Source organism: Neobacillus phoenicis, assembly GCF_047302305.1.
In the GTDB taxonomy this organism is placed as follows: Bacteria; Bacillota; Bacilli; order Bacillales; family Cytobacillaceae; genus Neobacillus.
The window spans coordinates 1562717-1578813 of record NZ_CP154847.1 but is presented as its reverse complement, the minus strand read 5'-3'; the positions used below and the strand labels follow the sequence as shown (position 1 = coordinate 1578813).

Below are 16097 nucleotides of genomic sequence, written 5' to 3'. Positions count from 1 at the left end.
AAACCATCCTAAAGGAGGAAAACTTAATGAGTTCTATTCAACGTATTGCACTAGTTCTTACTATTATCGGCGCCATTAACTGGGGGTTGATTGGCTTCTTTCAATTTGATCTTGTTGCTGCTATTTTTGGAGGACAAGATTCAGCTCTCTCTAGAATTATCTATGGTTTAGTAGGTATTGCTGGATTGATCAACCTCGGTCTTCTTTTTAAACCGAACGAAGAACGTGTAAGAGAGCCAGAAACGGATCGAGTGTAAATCAATAACACAAAAAACCTTGCAGCTCAAAAGAGAATGCAAGGTTTTTTAAATCCATCCTCTAAATAAGGATGCCTCTGCCATTTTTCTAACGCCCACCATATACGCGGCTAATCGCATATTAATTTTTCGTTCTAGGGCCAGCTCGTAAATATCATGGAAGGATTGGATAACCCTCTCCCTCAATCTGTACTCAACCTCTTCCTCACTCCAATAATATCCTTGATTGTTTTGAACCCACTCAAAATAGGAAACAGTAACACCACCTGCACCTGCAAGTACATCAGGCACAAGCATAATTTGTCGCTCTGTAAGTATTTTTGTTGCTTCAAATGTAGTAGGTCCATTGGCAGCTTCCACCACAATCTTTGCTTTAATATTATGTGCATTTTCAGCAGTAATTTGATTCGAGACAGCGGCTGGTATTAAAATATCACATTCTTGTTCAAGCAGTTCTTGATTGGAAATCACACCCTCAAAAAGGGTAGTTATTGTACCAAAGCTATCACGGCGGTCTAATAAATATTGAATTGGCAAACCATCAGGATTATAAAGTGCACCATAGACATCTGAAATCCCAATAATCCTGGCACCCATTTCATGAAGAAATTTCGCAATAAAACTTCCGGCATTTCCAAAACCTTGGATAATAACTCGGGCACCATTTATAGTAATTCCTCTTTTTTGGGCTGCTTCTTCAATACAAATCGTTACACCCTTTGCTCCTGCTTTTTCCCGACCCTCCGATCCTCCAAGCACGAGCGGTTTCCCCGTTATAAAGCCGGGAGAATCAAATTGGCGGAGACGGCTGTATTCATCCATCATCCAGGCCATAACCTGCGAATTTGTATACATATCTGGTGCAGGTATATCCTTCGTCGGCCCAACAATTTGGCTGATTGCACGAACATATCCACGACTTAAACGTTCAAGTTCACCCGATGACATGGTCCTTGGGTTACATACAATACCGCCCTTCCCCCCACCAAAGGGTAAATCAGCAATCCCACATTTCAAGCTCATCCACATGGAAAGTGCCTTGACTTCATGTTCGCTTACCATGGGGTGAAAGCGGACACCGCCCATTGTCGGTCCAACCGCATCATTATGCTGGGCACGGAATCCTGTAAAAACTTTTGTAGAACCATCATCCATACGAATGGGAATTCGTACGGTCATGGTTTTTAAAGGTTCTTCCAATAAATGATATACTTCTTGATTGTAGCCAAGCTTTTTTAATGCATCATGAATAACAATCTGCGTTGATGAAAGAGGATTGATTTTTTCCTTTTCCATTCCATCTCCATCATTAGTCCCCATTTTTGCACCCCTATTTTGTTAATCTTAACCTAATACTTTGATAATCCGTTCAATTGCCCAATCTAGCTCTTCTTTAGTAATGACGAGCGGAGGTGCAAAACGAATGACTGTGTCATGAGTCTCTTTACATAGCAGTCCGAAATCTTTTAATTGCTCACAATACGGACGAGCCGCTTCTGTCAATTCTACTCCGATGAACAAGCCTCTTCCGCGAACGTCCTTTATTTTAGGATTCTTAATCTCTTTTAATTTGTTAATAAAATATTCTCCAAGCTCTAATGATTTTTGTGCAAGCTGTTCCTCAACCAACACATCCAAGGCTGCAATAGAAACCGCACAAGCCATTGGATTGCCGCCAAACGTAGAGCCATGTGAACCAGGATTAAATACTCCCAAGATATCCTTATTGGCAACGACACATGAAATGGGGAATACTCCCCCACCAAGTGCTTTTCCAAGAATATACATGTCCGGTTCAATGCCCTCCCATTCACATGCAAACATTTTACCCGTACGAGCTAGTCCCGCTTGAATTTCATCTGCGATAAAAAGAACATTATTTTTCTTACAAAGGTCCATTGCTTGCTTGATAAACCCTTCAGGCGGAATGACAATGCCGGCTTCACCTTGAATCGGTTCAATTAAGAATGCAGCTGTATTTGGAGTAATCGCTGCTTGTAAGGCCTCTAAATCTCCATAAGGAATGAGCTTAATTCCTGGAAGCATTGGACCAAATCCACGTTTATATTCAGGATCGGAGGATAATGAAACGGCTGTCATTGTTCTTCCGTGAAAGTTTCCTACACAAGCAATAATTTCTGCTTGGTCTTCGGCAATCCCCTTCACATCATAGCTCCAGCGGCGTGCGGCCTTTATAGCGGTTTCGACAGCTTCCGCACCCGTGTTCATTGGAAGGACCATTTCTTTATTCGTTAATTGACATACTTTTTCATACCATGGGCCAAGCTGATCATTATGGAAAGCACGTGAGGTTAATGTCACCTTGTCTGCCTGGTCCTTTAATGCCTGAATGATTTTTGGATGACGGTGACCTTGGTTTACCGCAGAATAGGCACTAAGCATGTCCATGTATTTATTACCTTCCGGGTCTTCCACCCAAACACCTTCTGCACGTGATATGACAATTGGAAGCGGATGATAGTTATTTGCACCATATTTCTCTGTTTTCTCAATCAATGCACTTGTATTAACGTTAGATTTCATAATTCTTTCCTCCATTTCAATCCTGAAATTTATGTATGTACAGTTCTATTGTAGCCGAGCCCCAAAAAAGAATGAACACTTCTAAAAAACTTTTTCTATTTTTCTTTTTCTGATGGATAGGATAAGTTGGCACATTATTGATTGGAGCGGAAGGCGCGAAGACTCCTGCGGGAAAAGCGTGTCAGGGGGAGACCCCGCAGGAGCGCAGCGACGAGGAGGCTCCCCGACCGCCCGCGGAAAGCGAAGCGCCTGGAGCGGAAATAAACAGTCAAGCTTAACGGCGCCTACAAAAAAAAGCCTAGTCCAAGCTATGTGTCATAGCAAGGCCTAGGCTTTTAGAATCTTTATTTTTTTATTTCTTCGCGTTGTGACTGATCAATCCACTCTTGAAGCTTATCTTTTAACGTATTAAAACCTTGTTGGCCATCAGCTTCTGGAATAATTGCTGCTGCCTGGCGTTTACGAGGCTTCTTCGCTTTCACAGCTTGTTGTTGAACAGGTGCTTCTTCTGTTGCACGAATAGATAAACCAATTTTTCCAGCACTTTCGTCCACAGATAATACCTTAACCTTGATTTCATCTCCAACTTTAAGGTGTTCATTGATATCTTTTACATAGCCGTGCGTGATTTCGGAGATGTGTACAAGACCTTGTGTATTTTCGTCTAACGCTACGAACGCACCATATGGTTGAATACCCGTTACTTTACCTGTTACAATACTGCCTGTTTCGAATTTTTCTGACATGAAAACACTCCTAAGTAATAATTATTTATACCCTTATATACGCATTATAAGATTATATCATACTATATAGGTTTAATCAAAAAAGCTTCTCCATGATTGTTGGGTCTGGAAGAATTTTTTAACAGAATGTTCAAAAAGGGAATAAGTAAAAAAAATATACAATGATATACTAATAGTGAGAAAATATTTTTTCTAAAAGAGGTGAACGGTATGAATGCACTCGGCCACACCATTAAAACTTACCGAGAAAGAGTAAACATGACCCAAGAGGAACTAGCACAAAAGGTTAGAGTGGGGACACAAACCATTGAAAAATATGAATCTGGGGAACAAATTCCTAGTAATCAAACGATACTGAAATTATCTACTGTTCTAGATATCCCTGCTGCTGAGTTATTAGCCCATAGTGAGTGATTATTAATCCAAGTTGAAAAGCGGGTTCAAAAAATACCGCTTTTTTATTTTTTCTTGTTTAGTAGTATATAAAAAGAGGAATCTGGAAAAGCTTTAACTATAAAGCTTTCTAGTATTCCCCCTTTTTGAGAGGACAACCATAATGGTTTGTCCTTTTTTTTATTAGATAGAACAAGATTCGTTCGCTTTAATATCGAGTAATTGCTCTGCCATTTTCAAGCAGCTTTCCATCGGGATTAGTTTTTCGAATGAGAACTCATAAATAGCTTGAATTCGCTCAGCCAGCTTTTTAGAATCATTTAATTCATGCACTGCTTGCACTGTATCAGCAATCTCTGTTTCATAGCCGCCCGTGTTTAATTGAAATGGATCCCACTCATTCAATGCGTCCACATATTGCAAGTTTGTTTGAAGCTCTTTTCTCATCTTATTCTCTCCAACTCATCTTCGTCGTATTATTTCAGAACGTATTCTGCAAGAACACTTTGAAGTTCATAGATGTTAAGGTTTTTATTAAATTGCTTTTGTAATGGAAGGGCATTCCCTGAGATCCAGATTTTTAGCTCTGCATCTAAGTCAAAGTTCCCTGCTGTTTCAATACTGAAATGTGTAATGCTTTTATAAGGAATCGAATGATACTCGACTTTTTTCCCTGTTAGTCCTTGTTTGTCTACTAATATTAATCGCTTATTAGTAAAAATAAACATATCACGAATAAGCTTATATGCCTTTTCAATTTGTTCAGCCGGTGCTAGAACTCGTCCGAATTCCCGCTGTACTTCTGCAGCATTTACTTCTGAGGCATTTCCCATTAATCCATCTAAAAATCCCACGATTTTCACCCTCTCATGTATCTAATCCAAGTATACCTAATTAGCCAAGCAAAGAAAACTTACAGGAAGCTATTTTAAACGTGCTAGGATAAGTTCAAGTATTTCTTCTGCTGATAGGTGGGCATCTCCTCCGCCTTGTGCAAAGGATTCATTTCCACCGCCCTTTCCATTTATCATTGGTAAAATTTCTCCAACCAATCCTTTCATATTCTCTTCTCTAACAGCACCCCTAGCACACACAAGTTGTACTCTACCTTCATTTGTTGATACAAAGCTAACTAATACCTGGTCGTTTTCTGCAGTTATAAGTCGAGCAAGCTTTTGTAGCTCTTGGATGGTGCGATTTTGAAATACCTCACCTACTATTTGATGAGTGCCAGCTGATTTGGATAATAATTCCTTAGCTTCATATTGAAGTAAATTTTCCCGCACTTGCTCTAACGCTTTTTCCAAACCTTTTGCATTCTCAATCATTCGAATGACAGCAGTTTCCATTTCCTTTTCGGGAGCATTTAGTAGCTTAGTTAATTCAAGCATAATCTTTTGCTTGCTCTCCAACTGTTTTATGACTCGGTTCCCGCAAACAAATTGCAGCCGAATCTTCTTCTTCTGTCTTTCCCAATTTAATATTTTTATCGCGCTAACCTCTCCTGTTGATTTAGGATGTGTTCCACCACAGCCGTTATAATCAAATTCTGGAATAATCACAAGCCGTATATCCTCTTTTACCTTCGTCTCTTTTCGAAGGGCATATTGGGACAGTTCTTCCTCTGTTACCCATTTCACTTCAATCTCTTTATTTTCTAAAATAATTTTATTTGCAAGCTCCTCTGCCCGCTTTACTTCGTGTTCTGTTAGAGTCTCGGTTTCAAGATCTATTGTTAGTGTTTCTACTCCTAAATGAAAACCAACCGTTTTATATTGAAAAAGATGATCAAAGGCTGCTGATAAGATATGCTGCCCGCAATGCTGCTGCATATGGTCGAACCGTCTTTTCCAATCAATTTTCCCTTCAATTACTCCTTCCGTTTTCTCTAATGGAGTTTCGAAGTAATGTCGGATTTCTCCATCCTTTTCTTCAACATTGATAACCTTTTTGGCCGCAATTTTTCCTGTATCATTAGGCTGTCCTCCACCAGTTGGATAGAAGGCTGTCTGGTCTAAAACAACATACCACTGTCCTTGTTCATCTTGCTCTTGCTTTACTATTTTGGCAGAAAACGTATGTATGTACGCATCTTGATAATATAACTTTTGTTCCATGTCACTACACTCCAATTCTTTTATTTATGTTGAATTCATTGTCTTGAAAAAAAAGATAAAAAGCAAGAAATAGGAAAACCTGTCCCTTATAAAAAGTTGACAGGTTTTCCTATAACTACGTATTCAGATGACACTCATTATTTTTTGTCTTTTTTCCGTTGGCCGCCCATTGATGTTGGTTTCTGTCCTTGAGTCGATCCACCCATCTGTTGCCCGCCCATCATTTGTGGGAATCCAGTTTGCTGTCCACCCATCATTTGTGGTAAGCCTGTTTGCTGCCCACCCATCATCGGTTGTTGAAAGCCTCCCATTTGTTGCGGAAAGCCTCCCATCATTTGTGGATAGCCGTGATGGTGGTGATAGCCTCCCATCATCTGTCCAAATCCAGGCTGCTGGTAACCTCCCATTTGTCCAAATCCAGGCTGCTGGTAGCCTCCCATTTGTCCAAATCCAGGTTGCTGATAGCCTCCCATTTGTCCAAATCCAGGTTGTTGGTAGCCTCCCATTTGTCCAAATCCAGGTTGTTGAAAGCCTCCCATTTGTGGGTAACCCATTTGGCCTGGGAATCCGCCAAATTGTCTTTTGTCCATTTTATCGCCTCCTTACCGTCTCTCTGTAGTGTATGTCTCACTTTTTGGATAAGCTTAGATTCCTACCTATATTGAATAAATTTTTTTGACAAATAAAAAAGCTATCCCCTGATAGAGATAGCCATCGTTTTTATTCTTTTTCTTCCTGCGCCTTTTTTTGTCCTTGTTTATTCTTAGAAATTTCACCACAAGCGATTCGATTTCCAGAGTCACCCGTTGGTTGGGTCATCCCATCATCCTTCCCTTCGGTTACGACAATAGATGTTCCTTCTTTCGTAAACAACGACTTCTTCCCATTCTTTAATGTTACATTTGGCGCCATTAGCTCTGCCGTAACAGACCCACTATCCTCTACAATTAAATTTGGCAAGTCTCCTGCATGTGCCCCTTTGGGATGAAGGAGTCCATGTTCTTTTTTTTCTGGGTTAAAATGATTTCCCGCTGATTTAAAATCAGGTGCATCACATTTCCCCTTTTCGTGAATATGAATGGCATGCTCTCCAGCTGGCAAACCCTTTAAATTTACCGACATTTTCACACCGCTGGATTGCTCGGCCAATGTAACTGTTCCAAGTGAGTCCCCTGAAGCATTGAACATTTCAACATCCAGTTTTTTCACTTCCTTTTCCATGCATCCTGTCAGCAAAAGAAACGGAACAATCAACCAGCTTTTTTTCATATGTACTCCCCCATTAATAGACAATTTGCGCTTAGTATGGGCTTGAGTGGGGAGACCTATTCATCTCTTTTCGTATAAAAAAAGAAACAGCAATGGTTAACTGTTTCTCTGATTGGACTGATTATTTTTTAGTATTTGATCCTCTAGTTCTTTTGACTTCTGTGCCTCACGTTTGGAAACCTTTATGATGAATCTCATCGTCAGAAGAGCTCCAATTAAAAAGATAGCAAACGTAATGGCAGCAGGAATATATTCTGATTTATCTTCTGGAAAATATAAAAACAAAGATAGAACGGTTGGTAGAAACATTTTTATCTCCCTTTCTAAAAGGAATGGCTCTAAAAAGTAATTATAGCAACAAAAAACGTTTCTTACCAATGAATCATTTTACAGTTACATTTATCTTGGCTCTTTTAAAATTGCCTGTTGATTTCCGCTCCAGGCTCTTCGCTTTCCGTGGGCGTTTCGGCGAGCCTCCTCGGCGCTTGCGCCTGCGGGGTCTCCCCTGAACCGTACTCCCACAGGAGTCTTCGAGCCTTCCGCTCCAAACAACAGGGGATAAAAATCATCACTGTTCTTTAACACAGCCATTATTTTAAAACGGTTATTTTTTTAATAACTACGTCTTTTTCAGGCTTATCCTTTGGATCTACTGGGGTACTAGCAATCTTATCGACAATATCCATCCCCTCAACCACTTGGCCAAAAACGGTATGGCGATGGTCAAGCCACGGTGTACCACCATTTTTATCATAGGCTTCTATCATTTCTTTTGGATAACCCGCTTTTTCCATTTCCGCTTTCATAGATGGATCAAGAGAGGTCTTTTGAACAATAAAGAACTGACTGCCATTTGTGTTCGCACCGGAGTTAGCCATTGAAAGGGCTCCGCGTAGATTGAATAGATTATTGGAGAATTCATCTTCAAAAGGATTACCGTAAATGCTTTCTCCACCAGTTCCATTCCCATTAGGGTCTCCGCCCTGAATCATGAAATCGTTTATAACTCTATGAAAGATAAGTCCGTCGTAATACCCTTCTTCACTGTGTTTCACAAAGTTCTCAACTGCTTTTGGTGCATATTCTGGGAATAATTTAATTTTGATTTTCCCCATGGAAGTTTCCATTTCAACCAATTTCTCATTCTCAGCTACTTCAGTAGTTAACTGAGGATACACTGTATTTGACACTTGTTCGTCTCCTTTCTTTTGTTCTGTTTTTGGCGTAGCAGTTTTCACTTTTGCTTCTTCCTTGTCCGAACTTGTCCCACATGCTGCCAATACTAGAACGATTGTCATTAATGTGACAATTATTTGCAATTTCCTTCTCATTTAGCTTCCCTCCAATTATCCACTTTAAACGAATAAATATTATTTCACACATTGTTTTTAATTTACTATGTTTCGTAATAAAATGAAAGAAGAATCAATTAGAAGGTAGGAGTGATCGATGTGTCGGAGTTGCAAATTGGTGATATTGTTACAGGGATTTATAAAACAGGGAAATATATTGGAGAATTAACGGAGGTTCGGCCTCAACATTATTTAGTACGAGTTTTAGGTGTTCTTAAACATCCGATGCAAGGGGATTTACATAATCCCAAGGATGCTGATGTTCTAATTTTTCATGAAAGACGGGCACTCGCTTTTAGGGAGCAAGCTAATATTCCAAAACAGATGGTAAAACAGTTTGAAGGCGAAATCCCTGATTATCAGGAATCATTAAAAGAAGCTATGGCCAAAATGAAAAAAGACCTCGAGGAAGCTCCATCAGAATGGGCCGAAATGAGCCTAAAAGCACTCGCAGCACTAGAAAAGGACTATAAAATATAAGGCTATGTTAATGCTTATGTTGATCTAAAATACATGTTGATTGGAGCGGAAGGCACGAAGACTCCTGCGGGAGTACGGGGCAGGGGAGACCCCGCAGGAGCGCAAGCGACGAGGAGGCTCCCCGGCACGCCCGCGGAAAGCGAAGTGCCTGGAGCGGAAATCAACAGACACGTTTAAAAGAGCCAAATAAATATAAAATAGAATACTAAAGGCCAAATCAGTTTGAATGATTTGGCCTTTTATGCAAATTCATTTAATAGCTTCGAAAAATCAATACGATCCCCAATAGTTGTTGGTTTTGGTTTTTCCAAGTAACGTTTATCCTTTTCAACAAGTTTGAATATATTGTAGGTAGTTAACGCATCATCTAATGCCCGGTGATGCCTGCCTGTCCCTTCTTTGCCATATTCCTGAACAGCTTTCCATAGGCCGGTTTGATTTTGATCACCAAAGAACCGTTTATATTCCATAGACAAATCTAATTCAGCTGCCTTAAAAGGAAATGGCACACCCGCCTGTAAACAATTATGCCGTAAGACCTTCATATCCATATTTCCCCAAGTAACAATAGTGGTATCATAGTTATTTTTATTGAACTCCTCCAGCTTTTTTATAAGTTCATAAATTGATAACCCCTTATCAACTTGCTGCTGTGAAATATGTAAGAATGATTTGCAGCGTTCTGATAGTTTCGGGAATTTAAGTGGTGTAACATAGGAAGAAAATTGTTCCGTCACTTCATCACCAACTACGGCAACAATTCCCACCTCGATGATCTCCGCAAAAAAGTCCTTCATACGCATATTTCGCTCTGGCATTGTAAATTCAAAATCAATAAATAAATATTGCTTCTTTGTTCTCATTTCAATTTCACCACCAATCTTTTCCATCTACTATCATTATATAAAGAAACCTGTACAAAAAATTGTGCTTTTTTTCTATTTTTTTTTATATCTTTGATTATATCATGAATCCAATCTAAATTTTTTAAATTTTTGTACAATAGACATAAAAAAGAATGGAAAAATTCCCATTCTTTATTTGGTTATGTTATTTTTTTAATTTAATCACTGCCATTGTACATCTAGAAACACAAATCAGTCGATCTTGTTCATCGGTGATTTTAATATCCCAAACCATCGTTGATTTCCCTTGGTGAAGAATGGTCCCTACTGCAGTAACTACACCTTCGGTTTTCGGACGAACATGGTTTGCGTTTATTTCTAACCCAGCCACACCCTCTGTTTCTTTATCCACTAATTCATAAGCTCCAATACTTGCGACTGTCTCTGCTAAGGCAACAGATGCCCCTCCATGCAGTAAGCCAAAAGGCTGGCGAGTTCGCTCATCTACCGGCATTGTGGCAGTGACTTTCCCTTCTCCCAATTGAGTAATTTCTATTCCGAGCGCTTCAATTAATGTATCCTTTATCATTTCTATCCCTCCGATATGTATATCATTTCTATTTAAACCTATTCTCCATTTCTTAGAAATTTCCTTTTTTATTAATCACCTAAACGAAAAAAAACAGCCTCGAGAGCTGTTTTTAACTTGTTCCTAATAATAACCTGGAAATCCCATAGGTGGATAGCCGAAGCCTGGATATCCGAAGCCTGGATATCCGAAGCCAGGGTAGCCGAAGCCGCCATAAAAAGGGCGTGCTGCAAAAGATGCTCCTAATCCGCCTCCTAGTAAGCCTCCTAGAAAACTAAGTCCACCTATCGCTAACGGCAATCCAAAGCCAATAAATCGTTGATCATGTACCGGGTACGGGCTTCGATAAGGGTACATACACCATTACCTCCTTTTTTCATCTATACTTGCCTACACTATTGCATATGCAAAAGGATGGGGTTTGGAGTGGGCAAAAGCGTATGTAATCCTCTAAATCCATTATGAAGCTTTCTCCAGTCTATTTTCCAATCGGTTCAAATCGTTCAACAAACAAGGCAAGCGTACGCGTCATAACTCCTGTTGCACCAGCTGGCCCTAGGTCATAATCCTTCGAAGAAGTAGCCGTTCCAGCAATATCCAAGTGTACCCATGGGGTTCCTTCCGCAAACTCGCCAATAAACGCACCAGCCACCAACGCATGACCTTCACTGCCAGGAGAGTTATTCAAGTCAGCTACTTTACTGTTTCTTACACGTTCAATCTCGGTGTCAAACAACGGCAATTGCCACATTTTTTCTCCCGCTTCCATCGAAGCTTCCAGTACTTGCTCATATAATGATTCATGGTTCGTCATTGCACCTGTTGTATGCAGACCCAGTGCAGTAATAACCCCACCAGTTAATGTTGCAACATCCACTAAATAATCAGCCCCATGATGCTTCGCATATGTAACTGCATCTGCTAGCACAAGGCGTCCTTCAGCGTCTGTATTTAGCACCTCTATGGTTTTCCCACTCATAGACGTAATGACATCGTCTGGCTTAAACGCCCCACCGCTGATCATATTATCTGTTGAAGGAATGACCGCTACCACGTTTTGCTCTGGTCTAATTTCTCCGATAATCTCCATCGCACCAAGGACTGCAGCCGCTCCGCCCATGTCAGTTTTCATGCCCACGATTCCAGCCTTTGTTTTAATCGAGTAGCCACCCGTATCAAAAGTTATTCCTTTTCCAACAAGACCAATGACATCCTTCCATTCGTCTTTTCCTTGATATTTTAAAACAATCATTTTAGGCGGCTCCGTTGACCCTTGATTAACTGCAAGAAACGCACCCATTCCAAGCTTTTCAAGCTCTGCCTTATCTAAAATCTCCACTTCAAAATCATACTTGGCCGCAAGCTCTTTAGCATAGTTGGCCATATCACTTGCAGTTAGTAAGTTACCTGGAGTGTTTACAAGTGTCCTTGCGGAGTTGGTCCCCTTTCCAAAAGCATAACCAACATTCAATGATGCCTGCACATCTTCTTCCTCATTGCTGTTACAGTAAACAGACAGATTCTCTAATTTTTTTTCTGGCTCATTCGACTTTTGCTTATATCCTTCGAATTGATAGGTAGATAACGCAAACGCCTCACTTAATGCGTGTGCAGCATCCAAAGCATCTACTTTGTCTGTTATAAACGAATCTAAAAAGATGGCAGTTTCTACAAGCTTACTTGCTTTAATCTCCTTAAAAAGCTTACCAAATGCATCTCTAACCTTTTCAAAGGATGCTTCTTTTTCTTTTCCTAATCCCACAAACCAAATGCGTCTTGCTGCAATTTTTCCAAAGCTATGTACTTTTGTAATACTTTTTAATTTTGCAGAAAGGTCACCGGACTTAACCAATTCGGTAAGCTGTCCATCAAACCTCTCATCAAAGTTGGCTAATGATCCTGTAAATTTCTCGGGTTTATCAAACAAACCGATAACCAAGCCTTCATGCTCTGTTGTAAAATCCAATTCTCTTTTAACGTGAAACATGTCCACTTCACCTCCATGTTAGTCTTCTCTATTATATCGAAAAGGTTTATTTATTTCGATATACTAAATTTTCATTCTATAAAAAAAAACAGGCACGGGCCTGTTTCTTACCTTTTCTCTGAGCTTGTATACTGCTGACGAAATACCTGCAGAGCCTTATCTTCATTTAATGCCTGCAACTGTTCCTCTGTAAGCTTCCCATTCCCATTTTGAACAACATACACTTCTAACTGTTTCTTCCCCCATTGTTTATAAACATCCTCAACCGTCTCATAATAAAGATCCAGTTCGTTCCCTTTAATGGCCCCACCTTTATCCGCTACCACACCATATCCATACCCGGGAATAAATAGGATGGTACCGATAGGAAACACATTTAAATCCGCTGCAACGGTGGAGAATAAATCACGTTTTACTTTTACACCGGAATAGGTAATTCCATACTCAGGGTGTCCTTTGCTCTTACCGGTTGATTCAATCCCTGCTGTATATCCTGTGGCCGTAACTGTATGTTTAGGGTACTTTGACCAATCAAAAGCATCCTCTAACGATGGCGACGTTGTGTTTGATGCAGTTTCACTTACAGAAAGTCCAGACGCAAAATGATTAATTAGAGTTCTCGCATTTACGCCAGAGATGGATTGGAAGGTTGCTAATAATGCCATTAAGAATAGACATACAAGAGCAAATCGTTTAATCCAATTTTTTGTTTTATTCATTAAAATTTTCACTCCTCCCAAAATATTCATTCCCAAGCTGAAGGGAAATATTCAAAAAAGGAGTGAGAAATTTTTTCCAGGAAACAAAAAAGACCTTTTACCTTTAGGTAAAAAGTCTTAGAACATCTGATATCCATTTTTACGTAATAACTTGATTGTAAAACCAGCAGCAATGGCTCCTGCTAAGCCACTTACCAATATTAGAATATCTGCAGTAGCTAAAGAACCGAACTTTTGCCCCAGTTCCTGAAAGGCCACTTTACTATTTGTAAAATATTCAACAAAACGGACTTTATCTACAATTAAAATTGCCACCACAGGGTACACTATAGCCATTACCCATGACATTCTGAGCAGCATATTAAGGATAAACCCAATTCCAAAAAATAAGACAAAAAATAGCACAATCGATATGATTAACACCACAATGCTCATTTGCATCCGAGATTCCTCCCTCTATACATCAACTTTTAGTGTACTGAATGTCTAAAAGGGAGTCAACAAAAAATCAGACAAAAAAATAGCTCTTCGAAGTGATCCGAAGAAGCAATGTAGAGCAGTTTATTGTCATTCTTATAATGCTTTAGTCTTTTTTCTTCCCTGATCCGCCACAGCAGGAACAAGTTTCCGATCCTCCAAGCAATAATTGAAAATATCCATTACCTGAACAATAATCACACTTTTTAGTATCCACGCTCTTCACTGTCATCTTGATCATCCCCTCAAATTATTTACTTAATTTTCTGATAATATATCAAGAAACGAGCAAAAAGAAAAGAGTAGAAATTCACCAAATAAGGTTAAGAAAACGGATACATTGTAAGTTTTCTTTCATTTTCTAAGCGTTGCTTAAATTTTCTAAAAATTACAAAAATAATTTATAGGAAGTATATCCAAATTGGTTTCCAGGGTTTAAATCATCTACACCGGGCTTACTGGTTAATTCCATTTGTTCAATTAAATAATGTAAAAGAATGGACGCATCCTTTTCCAGAAGCAATTCTTTCGGAGCTATAAATCTTGCTTCATACAGCTCATTCTCTTGATGTATGATTCTTTCTTCCCGTTCTACGGGTTCAAGCAAGAATACAAGCATATTATCACTTATTTCCCCTTTAATTACACCTGTTCTTAATCCAATTAACCCCTTAACCGTACTGCTGATTCCAGTTTCTTCCTTCACTTCCCTGATCACAGCCTCATCCGCGGTCTCCCCCTCCTCAACAAAACCTGCAGGTAAAGACCATTGCCCCTTTAAGCCCCCGTATCTTTTCTTTACCACGAGCCAATGGCCTTCACTGGATTTAACTAATCCAGAAACAGCTAACCACACCTTCCCGCGTTTTTCACGACTGCTCATATCAACACTCCCTACAAAAACAATTTAATCTACTATACCAAAAAAAGGACAGAAGATTCTCTGTCCTTTTTCTTACGGCCAATTAAAATACGTTAAATTTACCTTTTTTCAATACTAGACCTGCTCCACCAATCATATAAAGGGAGCGATTATCGATTACCTTTTTCATGAAGGAAGCTTTAGCGCCTGTAAGCTTTTTACCGAAAACAACACCAATTGCATCATCTTCGCCAAGAGAACATACTGTACCTTTATTGTCGAATGTGAAGGATTCAAGTTCAGTCTTGTTGCGAATTAACGCTGCTAAGTTGCGTGCAACCACTTCACCTTGCTGCATAGCAATTTGTGCAGTTGGTGGATATGGACGATTGATTTCTTCATTGATTACAAGAGAACTGTCACCAATAATGAATACCTCATCATGGCCAGGTGCACGTAAGTCAGATTGTACTTTTACACGACCTCTCATTGCTTCAAAACCAGATTTTTCAATGATTGCATTTCCACGAACACCCGCTGCCCAAACAACTGTGCCAGCCTTAATTTCGCGTGGCTCATCTTCACCTTTAGCAACAAAAATACCTTCAGGAGTCGCTTCTTTAATCGCTGTTCCGATAAGGAATTCTACGCCTTTGCGCTCTAATTGAGAAACTGCATAATTCACAAGCTCTGGGTCAAATCCTGGTAATACCGTTGGAGCAGCTTCCACACAGATAATCTTTACCTTATGGAAATCAACATCATATTCATGACATAATTCAGGAATACGATTAGTTAACTCACCAAGGAATTCAATTCCTGTAAATCCTGCGCCGCCAACAACAATCACCAAGCGATTGTCATTCTTTTCTTCTTCCATATTATAGGTAGCAAATTGATATTCAATATGTTCACGTAATTGACGGGAAGAATTCACATTAGTAATTCCAAATGCATATTCTTTTAAGCCTTTGATTCCAAACGTTTCAGGCTCGCCGCCAAGGGCGATCACAAGGTAGTCATAATCGACTTCACCTTTTTCTAAAATAACCTTCTTCTCTTCTCTGTTGATTTCAACCACTGTATCTTGTACAAAATCAACCTTACTACGATCAATGACATCTCTAATATCATAACGAACACGATCATGATGTAATGTACCAGCAGAAGCCTCGTGTAACCATGTTGTTTCATAATGGTAGTCGTTCTTATTTATTAATACGATATCTGCTTCATTTACACCGATTAACTTTTGTAAACGAACTGTTGTCATAAGTCCGCCGTAACCAGCACCGATAATAACGATTTTAGGCTTTCTCAAAGTGATCACTTCCACCTTTTATATTAATATTTTTGAATAAATTTCTCTTTTTCTTATCTTCCACTGCTTAAGCCATTTTTATTTTGCTTTGAGTAAAAATGTATGTGATATTATTCACGAACGGCTTCAAAGAAAAAGA

At 39.5% G+C, this 16097-nt stretch carries 23 protein-coding genes; 4 read left to right on the top strand and 19 right to left on the bottom strand.

What is annotated here, in order from left to right; translation table 11 throughout:
- Positions 1 to 26 precede the first annotated feature (26 nt).
- On the top strand, positions 27 to 257 hold the full coding sequence (locus AA0X95_RS08110; RefSeq protein WP_413307637.1) for a DUF378 domain-containing protein: 231 nt from the start codon (positions 27 to 29) through the stop codon (positions 255 to 257).
- A 48-nt stretch (positions 258 to 305) separates the two neighbouring features.
- Here AA0X95_RS08110 and AA0X95_RS08105 read toward each other — a convergent pair whose 3' ends face one another.
- The gene (locus tag AA0X95_RS08105; protein ID WP_413307634.1) at positions 306 to 1577 is read right to left on the bottom strand and encodes a Glu/Leu/Phe/Val family dehydrogenase; all 1272 of its coding nucleotides are present in this window, start codon (positions 1575 to 1577) and stop codon (positions 306 to 308) included.
- Positions 1578 to 1601: 24 nt separating this feature from the next.
- Complete coding sequence (locus AA0X95_RS08100; RefSeq protein WP_413307632.1) at positions 1602 to 2801, bottom strand: ornithine--oxo-acid transaminase; 1200 nt, start codon at positions 2799 to 2801, stop codon at positions 1602 to 1604.
- A 112-nt stretch (positions 2802 to 2913) separates the two neighbouring features.
- On the opposite strand from AA0X95_RS08100, the gene AA0X95_RS08095 reads away from it, so the two are divergent.
- Positions 2914 to 3132, top strand: a complete 219-nt coding sequence (locus AA0X95_RS08095; RefSeq protein ID WP_413307630.1) for a hypothetical protein — start codon at positions 2914 to 2916, stop codon at positions 3130 to 3132.
- A 13-nt stretch (positions 3133 to 3145) separates the two neighbouring features.
- On the opposite strand, the gene yugI is transcribed toward AA0X95_RS08095, so the two are convergent.
- On the bottom strand, positions 3146 to 3547 hold the full coding sequence (gene yugI, locus AA0X95_RS08090) for a S1 domain-containing post-transcriptional regulator GSP13 (protein WP_413307628.1): 402 nt from the start codon (positions 3545 to 3547) through the stop codon (positions 3146 to 3148).
- Positions 3548 to 3730: 183 nt separating this feature from the next.
- Between yugI and AA0X95_RS08085 the strand changes: the two genes are divergently transcribed.
- Positions 3731 to 3961 carry a helix-turn-helix domain-containing protein gene (locus AA0X95_RS08085; RefSeq protein WP_413309898.1) on the top strand — a complete coding sequence of 77 codons (231 nt, stop codon included), beginning with the start codon at positions 3731 to 3733 and terminating at the stop codon, positions 3959 to 3961.
- Between the two features lie 162 nt (positions 3962 to 4123).
- Here the strand turns inward: AA0X95_RS08085 and AA0X95_RS08080 are convergent, their stop codons facing one another.
- From AA0X95_RS08080 to AA0X95_RS08050, 7 genes are all read right to left on the bottom strand, one after another.
- Positions 4124 to 4387, bottom strand: coding sequence for a DUF1871 family protein (locus tag AA0X95_RS08080; protein ID WP_413307625.1), 264 nt, complete (start codon positions 4385 to 4387; stop codon positions 4124 to 4126).
- 29 nt (positions 4388 to 4416) lie between these two features.
- Positions 4417 to 4794, bottom strand: coding sequence for a PH domain-containing protein (locus AA0X95_RS08075; RefSeq protein WP_308082671.1), 378 nt, complete (start codon positions 4792 to 4794; stop codon positions 4417 to 4419).
- A 69-nt stretch (positions 4795 to 4863) separates the two neighbouring features.
- On the bottom strand, positions 4864 to 6057 hold the full coding sequence (locus tag AA0X95_RS08070; RefSeq protein ID WP_413307621.1) for an alanyl-tRNA editing protein: 1194 nt from the start codon (positions 6055 to 6057) through the stop codon (positions 4864 to 4866).
- Positions 6058 to 6194: 137 nt separating this feature from the next.
- Positions 6195 to 6647, bottom strand: a complete 453-nt coding sequence (locus AA0X95_RS08065) for a hypothetical protein (RefSeq protein WP_413307617.1) — start codon at positions 6645 to 6647, stop codon at positions 6195 to 6197.
- 130 nt (positions 6648 to 6777) lie between these two features.
- Complete coding sequence (locus AA0X95_RS08060) at positions 6778 to 7326, bottom strand: superoxide dismutase family protein (protein WP_413307614.1); 549 nt, start codon at positions 7324 to 7326, stop codon at positions 6778 to 6780.
- Positions 7327 to 7422: 96 nt separating this feature from the next.
- The gene (locus tag AA0X95_RS08055) at positions 7423 to 7635 is read right to left on the bottom strand and encodes a hypothetical protein (protein WP_413307611.1); all 213 of its coding nucleotides are present in this window, start codon (positions 7633 to 7635) and stop codon (positions 7423 to 7425) included.
- A 281-nt stretch (positions 7636 to 7916) separates the two neighbouring features.
- Complete coding sequence (locus AA0X95_RS08050; RefSeq protein ID WP_413307608.1) at positions 7917 to 8657, bottom strand: peptidylprolyl isomerase; 741 nt, start codon at positions 8655 to 8657, stop codon at positions 7917 to 7919.
- 120 nt (positions 8658 to 8777) lie between these two features.
- Here AA0X95_RS08050 and AA0X95_RS08045 point away from each other — a divergent pair, with 120 nt between their 5' ends.
- Complete coding sequence (locus AA0X95_RS08045; RefSeq protein WP_413307604.1) at positions 8778 to 9158, top strand: kinase-associated lipoprotein B; 381 nt, start codon at positions 8778 to 8780, stop codon at positions 9156 to 9158.
- A 239-nt stretch (positions 9159 to 9397) separates the two neighbouring features.
- Here AA0X95_RS08045 and kapD read toward each other — a convergent pair whose 3' ends face one another.
- The 9 genes from kapD to AA0X95_RS08000 all read right to left on the bottom strand — a co-directional run bounded on the left by kapD (position 9398) and on the right by AA0X95_RS08000 (position 15958).
- Complete coding sequence (kapD, locus tag AA0X95_RS08040) at positions 9398 to 10021, bottom strand: 3'-5' exonuclease KapD (RefSeq protein WP_413307602.1); 624 nt, start codon at positions 10019 to 10021, stop codon at positions 9398 to 9400.
- A 187-nt stretch (positions 10022 to 10208) separates the two neighbouring features.
- A complete protein-coding gene (locus AA0X95_RS08035) occupies positions 10209 to 10592 on the bottom strand; it encodes a hotdog fold thioesterase (RefSeq protein WP_413307599.1) in 384 nt (127 codons plus the stop codon).
- Positions 10593 to 10715: 123 nt separating this feature from the next.
- Positions 10716 to 10949: a hypothetical protein gene (locus AA0X95_RS08030; RefSeq protein ID WP_413307596.1), complete on the bottom strand. Its 234-nt coding sequence runs from the start codon at positions 10947 to 10949 to the stop codon at positions 10716 to 10718.
- Positions 10950 to 11070: 121 nt separating this feature from the next.
- Positions 11071 to 12579 (bottom strand): leucyl aminopeptidase, encoded by a 1509-nt coding sequence (locus tag AA0X95_RS08025; protein ID WP_413307594.1) that lies wholly within the window; start codon positions 12577 to 12579, stop codon positions 11071 to 11073.
- A gap of 107 nt (positions 12580 to 12686) precedes the next feature.
- Positions 12687 to 13298: a 3D domain-containing protein gene (locus AA0X95_RS08020; RefSeq protein WP_413307591.1), complete on the bottom strand. Its 612-nt coding sequence runs from the start codon at positions 13296 to 13298 to the stop codon at positions 12687 to 12689.
- A gap of 117 nt (positions 13299 to 13415) precedes the next feature.
- Positions 13416 to 13739, bottom strand: a complete 324-nt coding sequence (locus AA0X95_RS08015) for a YuiB family protein (protein ID WP_308082658.1) — start codon at positions 13737 to 13739, stop codon at positions 13416 to 13418.
- A gap of 142 nt (positions 13740 to 13881) precedes the next feature.
- Positions 13882 to 14007 (bottom strand): YuiA family protein, encoded by a 126-nt coding sequence (locus AA0X95_RS08010; RefSeq protein ID WP_335533025.1) that lies wholly within the window; start codon positions 14005 to 14007, stop codon positions 13882 to 13884.
- Positions 14008 to 14163: 156 nt separating this feature from the next.
- The gene (locus AA0X95_RS08005) at positions 14164 to 14658 is read right to left on the bottom strand and encodes an NUDIX domain-containing protein (RefSeq protein ID WP_413307588.1); all 495 of its coding nucleotides are present in this window, start codon (positions 14656 to 14658) and stop codon (positions 14164 to 14166) included.
- Between the two features lie 82 nt (positions 14659 to 14740).
- Complete coding sequence (locus tag AA0X95_RS08000; RefSeq protein ID WP_413307585.1) at positions 14741 to 15958, bottom strand: NAD(P)/FAD-dependent oxidoreductase; 1218 nt, start codon at positions 15956 to 15958, stop codon at positions 14741 to 14743.
- Positions 15959 to 16097: the final 139 nt, after the last annotated feature.